This window comes from Chloroflexota bacterium (assembly GCA_015478725.1).
Classification (GTDB): domain Bacteria; phylum Chloroflexota; class Limnocylindria; order Limnocylindrales; family CSP1-4; genus C-114.
Genome location: JADMIG010000009.1, coordinates 71,454 through 89,352 on the forward strand (window position 1 = coordinate 71,454; position 17,899 = coordinate 89,352).

Annotated in this window: 17 protein-coding genes; all 17 read right to left on the reverse strand. The window is 68.0% G+C overall.

Going from position 1 to position 17,899, the window contains the following annotated elements; genetic code table 11:
- Positions 1-12 precede the first annotated feature (12 nt).
- The 17 genes from rpmC to rplL all read right to left on the reverse strand — a co-directional run bounded on the left by rpmC (position 13) and on the right by rplL (position 17,871).
- Positions 13-219 carry a 50S ribosomal protein L29 gene (rpmC, locus tag IVW53_08140; GenBank protein ID MBF6605535.1) on the reverse strand — a complete coding sequence of 69 codons (207 nt, stop codon included), beginning with the start codon at positions 217-219 and terminating at the stop codon, positions 13-15.
- On the reverse strand, positions 206-643 hold the full coding sequence (gene rplP, locus IVW53_08145) for a 50S ribosomal protein L16 (GenBank protein MBF6605536.1): 438 nt from the start codon (positions 641-643) through the stop codon (positions 206-208). Before rplP ends, rpmC begins: the two co-directional genes overlap by 14 nt.
- A 3-nt stretch (positions 644-646) precedes the next feature.
- Positions 647-1,333: a 30S ribosomal protein S3 gene (rpsC, locus tag IVW53_08150; GenBank protein MBF6605537.1), complete on the reverse strand. Its 687-nt coding sequence runs from the start codon at positions 1,331-1,333 to the stop codon at positions 647-649.
- Positions 1,334-1,336: 3 nt separating this feature from the next.
- The gene (gene rplV, locus IVW53_08155; GenBank protein MBF6605538.1) at positions 1,337-1,675 is read right to left on the reverse strand and encodes a 50S ribosomal protein L22; all 339 of its coding nucleotides are present in this window, start codon (positions 1,673-1,675) and stop codon (positions 1,337-1,339) included.
- Positions 1,676-1,689: 14 nt separating this feature from the next.
- Entirely contained in the window at positions 1,690-1,974 is a 285-nt protein-coding gene (gene rpsS, locus IVW53_08160; GenBank protein ID MBF6605539.1) for a 30S ribosomal protein S19, read from the reverse strand.
- Between the two features lie 18 nt (positions 1,975-1,992).
- Positions 1,993-2,820: a 50S ribosomal protein L2 gene (gene rplB / locus IVW53_08165; protein MBF6605540.1), complete on the reverse strand. Its 828-nt coding sequence runs from the start codon at positions 2,818-2,820 to the stop codon at positions 1,993-1,995.
- A gap of 2 nt (positions 2,821-2,822) precedes the next feature.
- Complete coding sequence (rplW, locus tag IVW53_08170) at positions 2,823-3,146, reverse strand: 50S ribosomal protein L23 (GenBank protein ID MBF6605541.1); 324 nt, start codon at positions 3,144-3,146, stop codon at positions 2,823-2,825.
- Positions 3,143-3,766: a 50S ribosomal protein L4 gene (gene rplD, locus IVW53_08175; GenBank protein MBF6605542.1), complete on the reverse strand. Its 624-nt coding sequence runs from the start codon at positions 3,764-3,766 to the stop codon at positions 3,143-3,145. The genes rplW and rplD overlap by 4 nt, the downstream gene beginning before the upstream one ends.
- Before the next feature lies 1 nt (position 3,767).
- Positions 3,768-4,379, reverse strand: coding sequence for a 50S ribosomal protein L3 (gene rplC, locus IVW53_08180; GenBank protein ID MBF6605543.1), 612 nt, complete (start codon positions 4,377-4,379; stop codon positions 3,768-3,770).
- A gap of 7 nt (positions 4,380-4,386) precedes the next feature.
- The gene (gene rpsJ, locus IVW53_08185) at positions 4,387-4,695 is read right to left on the reverse strand and encodes a 30S ribosomal protein S10 (GenBank protein MBF6605544.1); all 309 of its coding nucleotides are present in this window, start codon (positions 4,693-4,695) and stop codon (positions 4,387-4,389) included.
- A 4-nt stretch (positions 4,696-4,699) separates the two neighbouring features.
- Positions 4,700-5,896: an elongation factor Tu gene (gene tuf, locus IVW53_08190; protein MBF6605545.1), complete on the reverse strand. Its 1,197-nt coding sequence runs from the start codon at positions 5,894-5,896 to the stop codon at positions 4,700-4,702.
- A gap of 42 nt (positions 5,897-5,938) precedes the next feature.
- Positions 5,939-8,014 (reverse strand): elongation factor G, encoded by a 2,076-nt coding sequence (gene fusA / locus IVW53_08195; GenBank protein MBF6605546.1) that lies wholly within the window; start codon positions 8,012-8,014, stop codon positions 5,939-5,941.
- Between the two features lie 26 nt (positions 8,015-8,040).
- Positions 8,041-8,508, reverse strand: coding sequence for a 30S ribosomal protein S7 (gene rpsG / locus IVW53_08200; GenBank protein ID MBF6605547.1), 468 nt, complete (start codon positions 8,506-8,508; stop codon positions 8,041-8,043).
- Entirely contained in the window at positions 8,508-8,939 is a 432-nt protein-coding gene (rpsL, locus tag IVW53_08205; protein ID MBF6605548.1) for a 30S ribosomal protein S12, read from the reverse strand. Before rpsL ends, rpsG begins: the two co-directional genes overlap by 1 nt.
- A 235-nt stretch (positions 8,940-9,174) precedes the next feature.
- Positions 9,175-13,719: a DNA-directed RNA polymerase subunit beta' gene (gene rpoC, locus IVW53_08210; GenBank protein MBF6605549.1), complete on the reverse strand. Its 4,545-nt coding sequence runs from the start codon at positions 13,717-13,719 to the stop codon at positions 9,175-9,177.
- A gap of 126 nt (positions 13,720-13,845) precedes the next feature.
- Positions 13,846-17,307, reverse strand: a complete 3,462-nt coding sequence (locus tag IVW53_08215; GenBank protein ID MBF6605550.1) for a DNA-directed RNA polymerase subunit beta — start codon at positions 17,305-17,307, stop codon at positions 13,846-13,848.
- Positions 17,308-17,481: 174 nt separating this feature from the next.
- Complete coding sequence (gene rplL, locus IVW53_08220) at positions 17,482-17,871, reverse strand: 50S ribosomal protein L7/L12 (GenBank protein ID MBF6605551.1); 390 nt, start codon at positions 17,869-17,871, stop codon at positions 17,482-17,484.
- Positions 17,872-17,899 lie beyond the last annotated feature (28 nt).

A 17,899-nucleotide genomic window follows, 5' to 3' on the forward strand; every position in this document is an offset into this window, starting at 1 on the left:
GATCTCCTCCCGTCACGCCGTGCGGGCGCGACCGGCGCGCCGCTCCAGCTGCACGGTGAGGATCCGCGCGATGGTCCGTCGGGCCTGGGAGATGGTGCTGAAGTCCTTGAGCTGGCGGGTCGAGAGGGCGAACCGCGCCTGCCAGAGTTCCTGCTTCGCTTCGCGGAGGGCGGCCTCCAACTCGGTGTCCGTCAGGCCGCGGACCTTATCGATGTCCATCTGTCGCCTCCTGGGCGCCGGGGCGGACGACGACGCGCGTCGCGACGGGGAGCTTGTGACTCGCCAGCCGCATCGCCTCGATCGCCTCGTCCGGCGCGATGCCCGCCATCTCGAACAGGATCCGCCCAGGCTTGACGACGGCCACCCAGTGATCCGGGGCGCCCTTGCCCGAACCCATCCGGGTCTCGGCCGGTTTCTTCGTTGCCGGCTTGTCGGGAAAGATCCGGATCCAGATCTTGCCGCCGCGCTTCACCGACCGCGTCATCGCCCGGCGTGCCGCCTCGATCTGGCGGCTCGTGATCCAGGCGGGCTCCATCGTCGCAAGCCCGTAGTCGCCGAAGGCGACCGTGTGGCCCCCCTTGGCGATGCCGGACATCCGGCCACGCATGACCTTGCGGTGCTTGACCCGCCGCGGCATGAGCATCGGTCAGGCCCCCTGGGCAGCGACGGCCGCCGCCTGTGCCGCTGTGAGCTCGCGCGGGGTGCGCTCGGGCTGGATGTCGCCGCGATAGATCCAGACCTTCACACCGATCCGGCCGTACGTCGTGTGGGCATGGACCTGGCCGTAGCTGATGTCGGCACGGAGCGTGCCGAGCGGGATCCGCCCTTCGCGATCCCACTCTCGCCGACCCATCTCCGAACCGCCGAGGCGCCCGGCGACGGCGATCTTCACACCCTTCGCCCCGGCCTTCATCGTCCGTTGGATCGACTGCTTCATCGCCTTCTTGAAGGCGATGCGGCGGCTCAGCTGCTGGGCGATGTTCATGGCGACGAGGTAGGCGTCGAGCTCCGGCTGGCGGATCTCCTTGATCTCGAGCTTGACCTTGCGCTTGGTCAGCGCGCTGATCTGATTGCGGAGGATCTCGACGTTCGCTCCGCCCTTGCCGATGACGATGCCGGGCTTGGCGGTGTGGATCGTTACCGTGACGTGGTTGATGCCGCGCTCGATCTCGACGCCGCTGACGCTCGCGTTCGCGAGTCGCGTGCCGACGAGCTTGCGGACCGCGATGTCCTCCTGGAGGAGCGCGGTGTAGTCCTTGTCGGCGTACCACTTCGCGGTCCAGGTGCGCGAGACACCGAGCCGGAAGCCGTACGGGTGGACCTTGTGTCCCATGCGTCAGGCCTCCCGGTCCGCGACGACGACGGTAATGTGCGTCATCGGCTTGTGGATCGGGAACGCCCGACCCTGCGCCCGCGGGCGGAACCGCTTGATCGTCGGGCCCTCATCGGCATGGGCCTCGAAGACGAACAGGTCCTCGGCGGACAGGTTGTGGTTGTTCTCCGCGTTCGCCGTCGCGCTCTTGAGCACGGCGGCGATGTCACGGGCGGCATGCTGCGGCATGAACCGGAGGGCGGCCGCGGCCTCACCGACCGGCCGGCCGATGATCGCCTTCGTGACGAGTCCGGCCTTGCGGGTGGAGCCACGGAGATACCTGGCGGTGGCGGATACGCGCATCGGGTCGACCGCTCCTACTTCAGCGACGTCGAACGTTCGGTGTGCTTGCCATGCCCGCGGTAGGTGCGGGTCGGGCTGAACTCACCGAGTCGATGGCCGACCATGTTCTCGGACACGTAGACCGGAACATGCTTCTTGCCGTTGTAGACCGCGATCGTGTGGCCGATGAAGTCGGGGAAGATGACGGACGCTCGAGACCAGGTCTTGACGACCTTCTTCTCGCTGCGCTTGTTCATCTCCTCGACGCGCCCCTTCAGACGCGCCTCGACGAACCAGCCCTTCTTGACGGATCGTGACATCGCTGCTCGTCCTCGCCCTTACTTCCGATGCCGGCTGCGGACGATGAGCCGTCCGGTGGTCTTCGCCCGGCGGGTGCGATAGCCCATGGCGGGCTTGCCCCACGGTGTCTTCGGTGGCATGCCGGTGGGGCTCTTGCCCTCGCCGCCACCGTGCGGATGGTCGCGCGGGTTCATGACGACGCCGCGCACCTCAGGCCGTTGACCGAGGTGGCGGGCGCGACCCGCCTTGCCGAGATTCTGGTTCTCATGGTCGAGGTTGCTCACCTGCCCGACCGTCGCCATGCAGCGGAGCGAGAGGCGACGGACCTCGCCGGACGGCATCCGCACCTGGGCGAAGTCGCCCTCCTTGGCGAGGAGCTGCGCCGAGACCCCCGCCGATCGGACGATCTGACCGCCCTTGCCGGGCACGAGTTCGATGTTGTGGATGGTCGTGCCGAGCGGGATGTTGGCGATCGGGAGCGCGTTGCCGATCCGTGCCTCCGCCTCGGGCCCGGCCACGACGACGTCGCCGACCTTGAGTCCGTGCGGGAGCAGCATGTAGCGCTTCTCGCCGTCCCGATAGTGGAGGAGGCCGATCCGGGCGGACCGGTTCGGGTCGTACTCGATCGTGGCGAGGCGAGCGGGTACGCCGGCCTTGTCGCGCTTGAAGTCGATCTTCCGATAGTGCTGCTTCTCGCCGCCGCCGCGATGACGGACCGTCAGCCGGCCAGCGTTGTTCCGACCGGAACCGCGCGTCTGGGCCTCGAGGAGCGGCTTGTACGGTTCCCGGGTCGTGATCTCCTCGAACGTCGAGCGGGTCATCCCGCGGAGTCCCGGGGAGGTGGGCTTGTAGGTGCGGAGGGGCATCGTCAGACTCCCTCGAAGAATTCGATCTTCTGGCCGGCCGCCAGGGTGACGATCGCCTTCCGCCACGGCGTGGTGTGACCGACGATCCGACCGCGTCGCGTGCCGCGACGCTTCTCCTTCGCCTTCGTCGTCAGGACGTTCACCCCGACGACGGTCACGCTCTCCTTGCGGTACAGCTCCTCGATCGCGGCCTTGATCTGGATCTTGTTGGCGTCGCGATGGACCTCGAAGGTGTAGCGATGCTTCGGCTCACGGGTGGAGAGGTCGATCGACTTCTCGCTGATGACCGGCCGGATGACGATCTCGCTGGCGGTGAGCGTGCTCACGCGTACACCTCCGTCATCCGGGCGAGGGCCGGCTGTTCGATGAGGACCAGATCCGCCTTGAGGAGGTCGACGACGTTCAGGGAGTCGGCGAGGATGACCTCAACGGTCGGCACGTTGCGTGACGAGAGCTCGAGGCGCTCGTTCCGGCCCGGCGCGACGACGAGCACGCGGCCGCTCGCCCCGAGTGCGGCCAGCACGCCCACGAAGTCCCGCGTTCGCGGCGCCTCGAGACCGAACGTGTCGATGACGCGCACCGCGTCCGCTCCGAACTTGGCGGTGAGAGCACCGCGGAGCGCGAGGCGCTTCATCTTCCGGGGCAGCCGCTGCGCGTACGACCGCGGATGCGGCCCGAAGACGACACCGCCGCCTCGATAGTGCGGCGCGCTGATGTGCCCCTGGCGTGCCCGACCGGTGCCCTTCTGTCGGTACGGCTTCCGGCCGCCGCCGCGGACCTCGCCGCGGGTCTTGGAGTCGTGCGTCCCGAGGTGGCGCCCGGCGAGCTGCGCGGTGACGACCTGGTGGAGGACGGCCGCGTTCACCGGCGCCGCGAACAGCGCGTCGGCGAGGTCGACGGTTCCGATCGAGGCGCCCGTCCGGTCGTACAGGGTGGTCTGCGGCATCTCAGGCCTTCTTCACGAGGATGAGCGCGTTGCGGGCGCCGGGCAGTGAGCCCTTGACGAGGAGGAGGTTCCGATCCGCATCCGTGCGGATCACGCGGAGCTTCTTGCCGGTCGCCCGATGGTCGCCCATGTGGCCGGCCATCCGCATCCCCTTGTAGACACGACCGGGCGTCGTGCCCGGTCCGATCGAGCCGGGTTCGCGATGGTGGTCCGATCCGTGGGTCTTGGGACCACGCTTGAAGTGGTGGCGCTTGATGTGGCCGGCGAAGCCCTTGCCCTTCGAGACCCCGGTGACGTCGACGAGGTCTCCGGCGGCGAACACCTCGGCGACCCCGAGCTGCTGGCCGACTTCGTAGCCGTCGACGCTCGGCAGCCGGAACTCGCGGATCGTCGCGACCTGCGGCAGGCCCTTGAGCTGGCCCGCCTCCGGCTTCGTCAGTCGCCTGGCGGGTTCCGCGCCGACCTGGACGGCCGTGTAGCCGTCGCGCTCCGTCGTCCGGAGCCGGGTGACGACGTTCGGTTCGACGGCGAGGACGCTCACCGCGACCATCGTCCCGTCGTCCTGGAAGACCTGGGTCATGCCGACCTTGCGGCCGATCAATCCGATGCTCATCGCGGTGTCACATCTTGATCTCGATGTCGACGCCCGCTGCCAGCGAGAGTCGCATCAGGGCATCGACGGTCTTCGAGCTCGGATCGAGGATGTCGACGAGCCGCTTGTGGGTGCGGATCTCGAACTGTTCCCGACTGTCCTTGTCGATGAACGGCGAGCGGAGGACGGTGAACTTCTCGATGCGGGTCGGCAGCGGCACCGGACCGACGACGTCGGCACCGGTCCGCTGGGCCGTCTCGACGATCTGGGCCGCCGACTGATCGAGCAGCCGGTGATCGTAGGCCTTGAGGCGGATCCTGATCCGCTGCTTCGCCATCGTCCTACTCGATGATGCTGACGATGGCGCCGGCGCCGACGGTCCGGCCACCCTCGCGGATGGCGAAGCGCTGGCCGGTCTCGAGGGCGATCGGGGTGATGAGCTCGACGGTCATCTCGACGTTGTCGCCGGGCATGATCATCTCGGCGCCGTCGGGCAGGCCGATCGCCCCGGTGACGTCGGTCGTGCGGAGGTAGAACTGCGGCCGGTAGCCGTTGTAGAAGGGGGTGTGCCGCCCGCCCTCGTCCTTGGTGAGGACGTAGACCTGGGCGCTGAACTTCGTGTGAGGCTTGACCGAGCCCGCCTTGGCGAGGACCTGGCCGCGCTCGATCTCGTCGCGCTCGATGCCCCGGATGAGGCAGCCGACGTTGTCGCCGGCGCGGCCCTCGTCGAGCAGCTTCTTGAACATCTCGACGCCGGTGACGACGACCTTGCGGGTCGTCTTGACCCCGATGAGCTCGACCTCGTCGCCGACCTTGACGATGCCGCGCTCGATGCGCCCGGTCGCGACCGTGCCGCGACCCTTGATCCCGAAGACGTCCTCGACCGGCATGAGGAAGGGCCGGTCGATCGCCCGCTCGGGGGTCGGAATGTAGCTGTCGACGGCATCCATGAGGGCCGCGATCGGGGCATATGCCGGGTTCGCCGGATCGTCGGGCGCCTCGAGGGCCTTGAGGGCGCTGCCGCGCACGACGGGGATGTCGTCGCCCGGGAACTGGTACTTGCTGAGGAGCTCGCGGACCTCGAGCTCGACGAGGTCGAGCAGCTCGGGGTCGTCGACCGCGTCGACCTTGTTGAGGAAGACGACGATGTACGGGACCTCGACCTGGCGGGCGAGGAGGATGTGCTCGCGGGTCTGGGGCATCGGGCCATCGGTCGCGGCGACGACGAGGATCGCGCCGTCCATCTGGGCGGCACCGGTGATCATGTTCTTGATGTAGTCGGCATGGCCCGGGCAGTCGACGTGAGCGTAGTGGCGCTTGTCCGTCTCGTACTCGACGTGGGCGATCGCGATCGTGATCCCCCGCTCCCGCTCCTCGGGCGCGTTGTCGATCGTCTCGAACGCGCGGTACTCCGCCTCACCCTTGAGTGCGAGGTACTTCGTGATCGCCGCCGTCAGGGACGTCTTGCCATGGTCGATGTGACCGATCGTCCCGATGTTGACGTGCGGCTTGGTGCGCTCGAACTTCTTCTTCGCCATCGTGGCTGCTCCTGGCTCCTCTCCCGCGCGGGGACGTGCGGCCTAGACCTTCGACTTCTGGACGAGCTCGGAGGCGACCGACGGGGGCACCTCCGCGTAGTGGCTGAATTCCATCGACGAGCTCGCCCGACCCTGCGACATGCTCCGCAGGTCCGTGACGTAGCCGAACATCAGGGCGAGCGGGATGAACGCCCGGACGACCTGGGTGCCGCCCCGGCTCTCCATGCCGTCGATCTGGCCGCGGCGGCTGTTGAGGTCGCCGATCACGTCGCCCATGAACTCCTCGGGCATCGTGACCTCGACCTTCATGATCGGCTCAAGGATGACCGGCTGCGCCTTGTGGATGGCATCCTTGACCGCCAGCGAACCGGCGATCTTGAACGCCATCTCCGAGCTGTCGACTTCGTGGTAGGAGCCGTCGTGGAGGGTGGCCTTGACGTCGACCATCGGGAAGCCGGCGTACGGGCCGGTCTCCAGCGTCTCCCTGATGCCGGCGTCGACCGACTTGATGTACTCGCGCGGGATGGTGCCGCCGACGATCTTGTCGACGAACTGGTAACCCGATCCCTTCTCGCCCGGCTCCAGCCGGATGACCGCATGGCCGTACTGGCCCTTGCCGCCGGTCTGGCGGATATGGCGCCCGATGCCCTCCGCGGCGCGGCGGATCGTCTCGCGGTAGGAGACCTGCGGCTTGCCGATGTTGGCGGCGACCTTGAACTCGCGGATCATGCGGTCGACGAGGACGTCGAGGTGGAGCTCCCCCATCCCCGCGATGAGCGTCTCGGAGGTCTCCGGATCGGTCTTCACCCGGAACGTCGGATCCTCCTCGGCCAGGCGCTGCAGCGCGATCGCGAGCTTGTCCTGGTCGGCCTTCGTCTTCGGCTCGATCTTGACCTCGATGACCGGCTCCGGGAAGGTCATCGACTCGAGGATGACCGGATGGTCCGGGTCCGTCAGGGTGTCACCGGTGAAGGTGTCCTTGAGTCCGACGGCGGCCGCGATGTCACCGGCCAGGACTTCCTCGATCTCCTCGCGGTGGTTCGCATGCATCTGGAGGATGCGTCCGACCCGCTCGCGCCTGCCCTTCGTGGGATTGAGGACGTACGAGCCTGCCTTGAGGGTGCCCGAGTAGACGCGGAAGAAGGCGAGCTTGCCGACGAACGGGTCGGCGGCGATCTTGAAGGCGAGCGCGCTGAACGGCTCGTCATCGTCCGGGCGCCGCAGGACGTCCGCCCCGGTGACCGGGTCGGTGCCGTTCATCGGCGGCACGTCGAGCGGCGACGGGAGGTAGTCGACGACCGCATCGAGGAGCTTCTGGATGCCCTTGTTCTTGAGCGCCGAGCCGGTGAGGACCGGGATGATCCGTGTCGAAAGCGTGCCGATGCGCAGGCCGCGCTTCAGCTCCTCGGTCGTGAAGTCCACGCCCTCGAGGTACTTGTGGAGGAGCTCGTCGTCCATCTCGGCGACCGCTTCGATCATCGCCCGCCGCTGCGTCTCCGCCTCGGCCCTGAGCTCGGCCGGGATCTCCTCGACCTCGATCTGGTTGCCCAGGTCGTCGCGGTAGTAGACGGCCTTCATCTCGACGAGGTCGACGACCCCCTTGAACTGGTCCTCGCGGCCGATCGGGATCTGGATCGGCACCGCGTTGGCCCCCAGCCGATCGCGGATCGACTCGACGCCGCGCCAGAAGTCGGCACCGGTCCGGTCGAGCTTGTTGATGAAGCAGAAGCGCGGGACGCCGTAGCGGTCGGCCTGGCGCCAGACCGTCTCGGACTGCGGCTCGACGCCGGCCACGCCATCGAAGACGACGACCGCGCCGTCGAGCACCCGCAGGCTCCGTTCGACCTCGACGGTGAAGTCCACGTGCCCGGGCGTATCGATGATGTTGAGGCGATGGTCGCCCCAGAAGGCGGTGGTGGCCGCCGCGGTGATGGTGATGCCGCGCTCCTGCTCCTGGGGCATCCAGTCCATCGTCGCGGCGCCCTCATGCACCTCGCCGAGCTTGTAGATCTTCTTCGTGTAGAAGAGGATCCGCTCGGTGACGGTGGTCTTGCCCGCGTCGATGTGGGCGATGATCCCGATGTTCCGCGTGCGCGCAAGCGGAACCTGACGTGCCACGGAGGTCTTGCGCTCCTGAACCGGTGCTACCACTTGAAGTGGCTGAAGGCGCGGTTCGCCTCAGCCATCTTGTGGGTGTCCTCGCGGCGCTTCACCGCGGACCCGAGGCCATTCATCGCGTCGACGAACTCGGCCGCGAGCTTCTCGCTCATGCTCTTGCCGTTGCGCTTCCGGGCGGCCTGCACGAGCCAGCGCACGCCGAGCGAGAGGCGGCGGTCGCCGCGGATCTCGACCGGGACCTGGTACGTGGCTCCGCCGACGCGGCGCGGCTTCACCTCGATGATCGGGGTCGCGTTCCGGAGCGCCGCCTCGAGGACCTCGAGACCGGGACGCCGGGACTGCGCCTCCGCCCGCGCGAGTGCCTCGCGGAGGATGCGTTCGGACAGATTGCGCTTGCCCGCCGTCATGAGCTTGGCGGTGAAGCGCGACGTCGTCCGGTTCGCCGGGGCTGTCTCGTACTTGACCTTGCGCGGGATGTTGACGCGACGGGGCACTACTTCCTGCCTCCAACCGCGGCGGTCGCCTTCGCGCCGTACTTGCTCCGACCCTGCTTGCGATCGCGGACGCCCGCGGCGTCGAGCGTGCCACGGATGATGTGGTACTTCACCGACGGGAGGTCCTTCACCCGACCGCCACGCACGAGCACGACCGAGTGCTCCTGGAGGTTGTGGCCGATGCCGGGGATGTAGGCGGTGACCTCCATCTGGTTGGTCAGCCGCACGCGGGCGATCTTGCGGAGGGCCGAGTTCGGCTTCTTCGGCGTCATCGTCCGGACCTGGAGGCAGACGCCGCGCTTCTGCGGCGCGCCGGGGATCGACTCCTGGCGCTGCTTCAGGCTGTTCCAATTCTTGCGCATGGCGGGCGCCTTGACCTTGGAGATCTTGCGCTTTCGGCCGTGACGCACGAGCTGGCTGATGGTCGGCACGGAGACGCGGTTCCTTTCAGTGTCGGTGCGTGGCTGCGACGAGAGTGCCGCCCGACCGGATCCCGCGTGGGGCGGCAGGTGCGGGGACCATCCTCGCTGTGGGTCCTCGGTGCTCGGAGACGTACTCGTCACCGGGCCACCCGTTCGAGGCCACGAGCGCGGAGTGTAGCAGCGGGTCCGAACGAGTGTCAAACGTTCGGACCCGCATCCGCGAGGGTGGTGGCGGGCCGGCGGGCTACTCGCCCGCGACGGTCCTGGCGGGCCGTTTCGCCGAGGCCCTGGGGGCTGCCGCGACGGGCTCGGCGACCGCGACGTCATCGTCGACGGCCGGGGCGAGCTCGTCGTCCCGATCGGGGAGGAGGGGGTTCGCGCGATCGTCGGCCGCCGCCTCGCCGACGAGGAATGGATTGATCTCCTCCGCGTCGTCGCCGTCCGCCGCTCCCGCTGCGAGGAGCGAGGCGAGACCGGCGGTCTCGTCGTCGGCCGGGCGGGCGCTCCCGTCCTCGAGGAACGGGTTGAACTCCTCGTCGGCGGCCCCGAACGAATCGAGCGCCTCGCCGGCGAGCGCTTCGAGCGCCGCACGTCGACGTCGTTCCGCCGCCGCCGCCAGGTTGGCCGGTGCCCCGGTCCCGGCGGGGATGAGCTTGCCGATGATGACGTTCTCCTTGAGGCCGATCAGGTGGTCGCGGGCGCCGTTGATGGCGGCCTCCGTGAGCACCCGTGTCGTCTCCTGGAACGAAGCCGCGGCGAGGAAGCTCGACGTGTTGAGCGACGCCTTCGTGACCCCGAGCAGGACGGTCTGCGCCGTCGCCGGCTCACCGCCCTCAGCGAGGACGAGATCGTTCTCCTCTTCGAACTCGAGGCGGTCGATGAGTTCCGTCGGAAGGAGATCGACGTCGCCCGGCTGGTCGATGCGGACCTTGCGGAGCATCTGCCGGACGATGATCTCGATGTGCTTGTCGTTGATCGTCACGCCCTGGCTGCGGTAGACCTTCTGGACCTCGCGGACGAGGTAGCGCTGGACGGCGTCCTTGCCCCGCGTCTCGAGGTACTCCTGCGGATTGACCGGGCCGTCCGTGATCGAGTCGCCGGCCCGGATATCCTGCCCGTTCTCGACAAGGAGCTTCGCGTTGTGGGGGATCGCATATTCGCGCTCGACGACATCTTCCGCGCGGACGACGAGACCCCCCTCGTTGCGAAGAAGGAAACCCTTGACCGGCGCGAGGACGTCGTGGGCCGGGTCACCCTCGATCCTCGCCACGACCTGGTTCGCCTCGACCGGATCGCCGGGGGCAAGGAGGAGCGCGGCCGCCTCAGGCACGGCGAGCGACGTGTCGTACGACTCGGTGCTCCTGACCTTGACCCTGGTCTGGCCCTCACCACGGAGGATCTCGACGATCCCGTCGATGTGGCTGATCTCCGCCTTGCCCTTCGGGACCCGGGCCTCGAACAGCTCCTCGACCCGCGGCAGTCCGGCCGTGATGTCGAGGCCGGCCACGCCGCCGGTGTGGAACGTCCGCATCGTCAGCTGGGTGCCCGGTTCGCCGATCGACTGGGCCGCGATGATCCCGACCGCCTCACCGGCGGCGACGAGATGCCCGGTCGCGAGGTTGCGCCCGTAGCACGATCGGCATACGCCGTGGCGCGCCTCGCACGTCAGCGGCGACCGGACGAGCACCTCGTCGATGCCGGCGGCGTCGATGGACTCGGCGATCGCCTCATCGATCTCCGTGTTCCGCTCTGCGAGCGACCGGGCGTTGCGGCCGCTGCCGGTCGCGAGCTTCGCCCCCGCGAGACGGCCCACGAGCCGGCGCTGGAAGGCGCCCTTCTCGTCGCTCGACTCGGCCCGCGTGATCCAGCTCCCCTCCTCCGTTCCGCAGTCGTCCTCCCGGGTGATGACATCCTGGGCGACATCGACGAGGCGCCGGGTGAGATAGCCCGAGTCGGCCGTCCGGAGGGCCGTGTCGGCCAGGCCCTTGCGGGCACCATGGGTCGAGATGAAGTACTCGAGCACCGTCATCCCCTCCCGGAAGTTGCTCCGGACCGGGACGTCGATGATCCGGCCGGCGGGGTCGGCCATGAGTCCGCGCATGCCGCCGAGCTGACCGATGTTGCCCTTGTTGCCGCGAGCCCCCGAGCTCGTCATCATCGTGACCGGTCCGACGAATGGATTCGGGTCGACCATCTTGTCGGCCATCTCCTTCGTCGTGTCCTGCCAGACGCCCACCACCTGCTCGTAGCGCTCGTCGTCCGTGATGAGGCCGCGCTGGAACTGGCGGTCGATCTGGGCGACCTGATCGTCGGCCCGCCGAAGGATGCCGGCCTTGTCCGGCGTCGACGGGATGTCGCTCACCGCGATCGTCATCCCGCCCCGGGTGGCGAACTCGAAACCGACGCTCTTGATGCCGTCGACGAGGTGGGCCGTCTCCTCCGGACCGAGGCGTCGATAGCACTCGTCGACGAGGTTCTTGAGCTCCACGCGACGCATGACGTCGTTGTTGAATCGGAGGGCCCCCGGAAGGACCTGATTGAAGATGACGCGCCCGACCGTCGTGCGTCGACGTTCGATGCGGAGCGCCCCCGCTTCGGCGTCCCAGCTGCGGACCTCGGCCTCGATCGGCTGGTGGAGCGTGACGGTCCGGAGCTGGTAGGCCCGGATCGCCTCGTCCTCGTCCGAGAAGAGCCGTGGCTTCTGCGTCTCTGACGGCGCGCCGTCGAGGGTGAGGTAGAAGCAGCCGAGGACCATGTCCTGGGTCGGTGCGACGACCGGGCTCCCGTCCGCCGGGGAGAGGAGGTTCGCCGTCGACAGCATCATCTGGCGCGCCTCTTCCTGGGCGGCCGAGCTGAGCGGCACGTGGACGGCCATCTGGTCCCCGTCGAAGTCCGCATTGAACGCCGTGCAGACGAGCGGATGGATCTGGATCGCCGAACCCTCCACGAGGACCGGCATGAACGCCTGGATCCCGAGCCGGTGGAGTGTCGGGGCGCGGTTCAACAGCACCGGGTGGTCCTTGATGACCTCTTCGAGGACGTCCCAGACCTCCGGCCGCACGCGTTCCACGATCCGCTTGGCGCTCTTGATGTTGTGAGCGAAGCCCTTCTCGACGAGCTGGCGCATGACGAACGGCTTGAACAGCTCGAGCGCCATCTTCTTCGGCAGGCCGCACTGGTGGAGCTTGAGCTCCGGGCCGACGACGATGACCGAGCGACCCGAGTAGTCGACCCGCTTGCCGAGGAGGTTCTGGCGGAACCGACCCTGCTTGCCCTTGAGCATGTCGGACAGGCTCTTGAGCCGATGGTTGCCGGTGCCGGCGATCGCCCGACCCCGGCGGCCGTTGTCGATGAGGGCGTCGCACGCCTCCTGCAGCATGCGCTTCTCGTTGCGGATGATGATCTCCGGCGCACCGAGCTCGAGGAGTCGCTTGAGACGGTTGTTGCGGTTGATGACCCGGCGGTACAGGTCGTTCAGGTCGGAGGTCGCGAACCGACCGCCATCGAGCTGGACCATCGGCCGAAGATCCGGCGGGATGACCGGCAGCACGGACAGGATCATCCACTCGGGACGGGTGCCCGAGCGGCGGAACGCCTCGATCAGGCGAAGTCGCTTGATCGCCTTCTTGCGGCGCTGGCCGGAGCTCGTGCGAACCTCCACGTGGAGGCTCCGGGCGAGCTCCTCGAGGTCCATCCGGGTGATCATGTCGCGGATCGCCTCCGCTCCCATGCCGGCATGGAACAGGCGACCGCCGCGGGCGCCGGACCCGTACTTCTCGTCGAGGGCGCGGAACTCGCTCTCCATGAGCAGCCGGCCCGGCTTGAGGCCCTCGATCTCGTCGCGGACCTTGCGGAGCTCCTCCTTCAGACCCTGGGCCTCCTGGGCGAGGCGCCCCTTCTCGGCCACGAGCGTGTCGCCGATCGCCGCCTCGAGGGCCGCGACCTTCTCGTCGGTGGCGTGGGCCTCGTCCACCTCGCGCTGCTTGAGCTCGTCGTTCACCCGATCGGTCTCGGTCGCGACGAGCTTGCGGAGGCGAGCGGTCGCCTCCTTGCCGCCCTTGTCGCCCTCGCCGACGACGACCTCGCCGGTCGGGGTGAAGACGATCGTCTCGGCGGCGACCTTCGCCCCGAGTCCTGTGACCTGACGCTGCGTCGACTGCGCCGCGGTGACGATCTCCTCGGTCCGCGCGGCTCGCTGGCCCTCGAGGTCCGCCTTCGTCGCGGCGAGCGTCGCGGTCAGTTCGTCCTTCGTGCGATTGAACTCCGCGCGGAGCTCGTCCTCGAGCTCGTTGAGCGCCTTGCCGGCCCGTCCGCCGCGGCCCTCCGCCTCGTCCTCGAGCTGGAGCAGCGCCCGCTTCCGAGCGTCCTCGTCGACGTGGGCGACGATGTAGAGGGCGAAGTAGAGGATCCGCTCGAGGTTGCGCGGGCTGATGTCGAGAAGGATCCCGAGCCGGCTCGGTGTCCCCTTGAAGTACCAGATGTGGCTCACCGGGCTGGCGAGCTGGATGTGGCCCATCCGCTCACGGCGGACCTTGCTCCGGGTGACCTCCACGCCGCACTTGTCGCAGATGATGCCCTTGTAGCGGATCCGCTTGTACTTGCCGCAGTAGCACTCCCAGTCCTTGGTCGGACCGAAGATGCGCTCGTCGAAGAGCCCGTCCTTCTCCGGCTTGAGGGTCCGGTAGTTGATCGTCTCGGGCTTCGTGACCTCGCCCTTGCTCCACTCCCGGATCTGATCCGGGCTCGCGAGCGAGATGCGGATGGCGCTGAAGTTATTGACCTCGAGCATGGTTCTCCTCCGCGCGGTCGCCGTGCTCGACCTCGCGATGCCGACCGGTAGCGAGCGGGGCCGGGCCGGCCGAGCGCCGACCCCGCGACAGGTGCGTCAGATGCGGCTGCTGGATGCGCGTGACGGTCAGTCCTCGAACCCGGCGAGATTGATCCCGCCGAGATCGGGGAGCATGTAGCCCGACGCGTCGTCCTCCGCGAGCGGGATCTCCTCGTCGTTCTGATCGAGGATCTCGGCGTTGAGACCGAGGCTCCGAAGTTCCTTGATGAGGACCTTGAACGACTCGGGGACCCGCGGTGGCTGGATCTCCTCCCCCTTCACGATCGCCTCATATGTCTGGACGCGTCCGAGGACGTCGTCAGATTTCACCGTCAGGAGCTCCTGGAGGATGTTCGCCGCGCCATAGGCCTCGAGGGCCCAGACCTCCATCTCGCCGAAGCGCTGGCCGCCGAATTGGGCCTTGCCGCCGAGCGGTTGCTGGGTGATGAGGCTGTACGGGCCGGTGGACCGGGCGTGGATCTTGTCCTCCACGAGGTGGTGGAGCTTGAGCATGTAGATGTAGCCGACGGTGATCGTTCGGTCGAACGCCTCGCCGGACCGGCCGTCGCGGAGGACGATCTTGCCGTCCTCCGGCAGGCCCGCCTCGCGCAGCTCCTCGCGGATCTGCTCCTCGGTCGCACCGTCGAAGACCGCGGTCGCCGCCTTGGCGCCGCGCGCCTGGAGCGCCCAGCCCAGGTGGGTCTCGAGGATCTGGCCGATGTTCATCCGCGACGGGACGCCGAGCGGGTTGAGGATGATGTCGACGGGCGTGCCGTCCGGCAGGTACGGCATGTCCTCCTGGGGCAGGATCTTCGCGATGACGCCCTTGTTGCCGTGCCGTCCCGCCATCTTGTCGCCGACGCTGATCTTGCGTTTCTGAGCGACGCTCACCCGGACGAGCCGGTTGACGCCGGGTTGCAGGTCGTCGTTGTTCTCGCGGCGGAACTCGCGGATCTCGACGACCTTGCCTCGCTCGCCGTGGGGCAGGCGAAGGCTTGAGTCCTTCACCTCGCGGGCCTTCTCGCCGAAGATCGCCCGCAGAAGGCGCTCCTCCGCGGTCAGCTCAGTCTCGCCCTTCGGGGTGATCTTGCCGACGAGGATGTCGCCCGGCCGGACCTCGGCCCCGACATAGACGATCCCCTCCTCGTCGAGGTCCTTGAGGGACTCCTCGCCGACGTTCGGGATGTCGCGGGTGATCTCCTCCGGACCGAGCTTCGTGTCGCGCGACTCGATCTCGTGCTTCTCGATGTGGATGCTCGTGAACAGGTCGTCCCGAACGAGCCGATCGCTGATGACGATCGCGTCCTCGTAGTTCCCGCCTTCCCAGCTCATGAAGGCGACGAGGACGTTGCGGCCGAGGGCGAGCTCGCCGTTCTCGGTCGAGCTGCTGTCGGCGATCGGATCGCCGACAGCGACCCGGGCGCCGACATCGACGATCGGCCGCTGGTTGATGCACGTGCCCTGATTGCTGCGGACGAATTTCTGGAGTCGGTAGCTGTCGAGCTCCCCGGTGTCCGTCTCGACCTCGATCCGCTCGGCGGTCACGCTCGTGACGACGCCCGCCCGCCCGGCCATGATCACCTGGCCGGAGTCCCGGGCCGCCCGGATCTCCATACCGGTGCCCACGATCGGCGACTCCGGCTCGAGGAGCGGGACGGCCTGCCGCTGCATGTTCGAGCCCATGAGGGCCCGATTCGCATCGTCGTGCTCGAGGAACGGGATGAGCGCCGTCGCCACGGAGACGACCTGCTTGGGGCTCACGTCCATGTACTCGATCTGGTTCGGCCGGGCCTCCGGGAACGTGTCGCGGAGTCGCGAGGGGACCCGCTCGGCGAGGAAGTGGCCGCGCTCGTCGAGCTTGGCGTTCGCCTGGGCGACGACGTGCTCCTCCTCCTCGTCCGCCGGGAGGTACTCGATCTCGTCGGTGACGACCGGACGGATCGGGAAGGCGAGGGCCTTCTGCTTCTTGAGCTCGGCTGCCGCCGCATCGTCGAAGGGCGCCCCGGCCTTGAGGACGACGGTGCCATCCCGGGCGACGAGGTCTGCTCCCGCCTCGTAGGTGCGGAGCCCCGCGTCGTCCCAGCCGATCGAGCGCTTCACCTTGCGGTAGGGGGTCTCGATGAACCCGTAGCTGTTGATCCGCCCGTACGTCGCCAGCGAGCCGATCAGGCCGATGTTCGGTCCTTCCGGGGTCTCGATCGGGCAGATCCGGCCGTAGTGGCTGTGATGGACGTCGCGGACATCGAAGCCCGCTCGCTCGCGGGACAGACCGCCCGGGCCGAGCGCGGAGAGTCGGCGCTTGCTCGTGAGCTCGGCGAGCGGGTTCGTCTGGTCCATGAACTGGCTCAGCTGACTCCCGCCGAAGAACTCCTTCATCGCGGCCACGACCGGACGGATGTTGATGAGCGCGTTCGGCGTGGCCTTGTCGATCTCCTGGATCGTCATCCGCTCCCGGACGACCCGCTCCATCCGGAGGAGGCCGATGCGGAACGCGTTCTGGATGAGCTCGCCGTTGGCGCGGATGCGTCGGTTGCCCAGATGGTCGATGTCGTCCTTCTGGTGGAGTCCGCGGTTGGACTCGATGAGGTGACCGACGATCGCCGCGATGTCCTCGCGGGTGATGGTCCGTTGCTCGCGCGGGAGCTCGATGCCGAGCCGGCCGGCGACCGAGTCGAGCTTCTTGTTGAACTTGTACCGTCCGACGCGGCCGAGGTCGTAGCGACGGAAGTTGAAGAACAGGCTCTCCACGAGCTGGCGGGCGTTGTCGCCGGTCGGCGGATCGCCTGGCCGGAGCTTCTTGTACACCTCGATGAGCGCCTCGGCCTGGGTGTGCGTGACGTCCTTGTCGAGGGTGTTCGCGATGTACGGGTGGTCGGGGTCGACGTCGACCGCCGCGAACAGGGCGCTGATCTCGTCGTTGTGCTCGTAGCCGACGGCACGGAGGAGGGTGGAGGCCGGGATCTTCCGCTTGCGATCGACCTTCACGTAAAGCTGGTCGGTCTTCGTCGTCTCGAACTCGAGCCACGCGCCCCGATTCGGGATGACCTTCGCCGCGAAGAGCTCGCGGCCGGTCTGGTTGAAGAGGTCCCCATCGACCGAGTAATAGACGCCGGGCGACCGGACGAGCTGGCTGACGACGACGCGCTCAGCCCCGTTGATGACGAACGTTCCCTGGCCCGTCATCGTCGGGAAGTCGCCCATGTAGACGCGCTGCCGCTGGATCTCGCCGGTCTCCTTGATGAGGAGCTCCACGTTGACGTAGAGCGGCCTGCTGAACGTCAGGTCCTTGGTCCGACATTCGAGCTCGGTGTACTTGGGCGGCCCGAACTCATACTCGAGGAACTGGAGCTCCATGACCTTGCCGGTGAAGTCCTTGATCGGGCTGATCTCGTCGAACAGCTCGCGCAGCCCGCGATCGATGAACCAGGCGAACGAATCGAGCTGCAGCTCGATGAGGTTCGGGATCGGGAGCTTCTCGTCGATCCGGGCGTAGGAGATCCGGCCTGACGACGTGAGGGCGCGCGTCGACGACTCAGCAGCAGACAGCATGAACCACTCCTTGACGGAGGAGGACGAGGGAAGAGGGGGCCGCGCTCACAGAAGGAGTAGGATACCGCGCGATCCGCAGATGTCAAACGGGGTGGCGGCACGCGGCCGGCCACCCCGTCGGACGAGCCCCGGACCACCGGATCCGGACCGGGGTCCGTGCATGGCGCGACGCGCCTACTTGACCTCGACCTTCGCGCCCTGCTCCTCGAGGGCAGCCTTGATCTTCGCGGCCTCCTCCTTCGTGACGCCCTCCTTGACCGGTTTCGGTGCCGCGTCGACGAGGTCCTTGGCCTCTTTGAGGCCGAGGGCGGTCAGCTCTCGGACGACCTTGATGACCGGGATCTTGTTCGGTCCGACCTCCGTGAGGATGGCGGTGAACTCCGTCTGTTCCTCGACCGCTTCCGCGACAGCTGCCGCGCCGGCCGCCGGGGCGGCAGCGACCGCGACCGGGGCCGCCGCGGTGACGCCATAGCGCTCCTCGAAACGCTTGATGAACTCGGAGAGCTCGAGGACGGTCATCCTGTCGATGGCCTCGAGCAGATCGTCCTGGGTGAGAACGGCCATGGTGATGGACTCCTTCGATACAGCGTCG

Bases quoted from the DNA above. Each gene is read 5' to 3' on its own strand.
- rpmC (MBF6605535.1), bottom strand. From the start codon at position 219: ATGGACATCGATAAGGTCCGCGGCCTGACGGACACCGAGTTGGAGGCC.
- rplC (MBF6605543.1), bottom strand. From the start codon at position 4,379: ATGAGCATCGGATTGATCGGCCGCAAGGTCGGCATGACCCAGGTCTTC.
- rplV (MBF6605538.1), bottom strand. From the start codon at position 1,675: ATGCGCGTATCCGCCACCGCCAGGTATCTCCGTGGCTCCACCCGCAAG.
- rpsJ (MBF6605544.1), bottom strand. From the start codon at position 4,695: ATGGCGAAGCAGCGGATCAGGATCCGCCTCAAGGCCTACGATCACCGG.
- rplP (MBF6605536.1), bottom strand. From the start codon at position 643: ATGCTCATGCCGCGGCGGGTCAAGCACCGCAAGGTCATGCGTGGCCGG.
- rpsS (MBF6605539.1), bottom strand. From the start codon at position 1,974: ATGTCACGATCCGTCAAGAAGGGCTGGTTCGTCGAGGCGCGTCTGAAG.
- rplD (MBF6605542.1), bottom strand. From the start codon at position 3,766: ATGCCGCAGACCACCCTGTACGACCGGACGGGCGCCTCGATCGGAACC.
- rpoC (MBF6605549.1), bottom strand. From the start codon at position 13,719: ATGCTCGAGGTCAATAACTTCAGCGCCATCCGCATCTCGCTCGCGAGC.
- rpsC (MBF6605537.1), bottom strand. From the start codon at position 1,333: ATGGGACACAAGGTCCACCCGTACGGCTTCCGGCTCGGTGTCTCGCGC.
- rplB (MBF6605540.1), bottom strand. From the start codon at position 2,820: ATGCCCCTCCGCACCTACAAGCCCACCTCCCCGGGACTCCGCGGGATG.
- tuf (MBF6605545.1), bottom strand. From the start codon at position 5,896: ATGGCGAAGAAGAAGTTCGAGCGCACCAAGCCGCACGTCAACATCGGG.
- IVW53_08215 (MBF6605550.1), bottom strand. From the start codon at position 17,307: ATGCTGTCTGCTGCTGAGTCGTCGACGCGCGCCCTCACGTCGTCAGGC.
- rplL (MBF6605551.1), bottom strand. From the start codon at position 17,871: ATGGCCGTTCTCACCCAGGACGATCTGCTCGAGGCCATCGACAGGATG.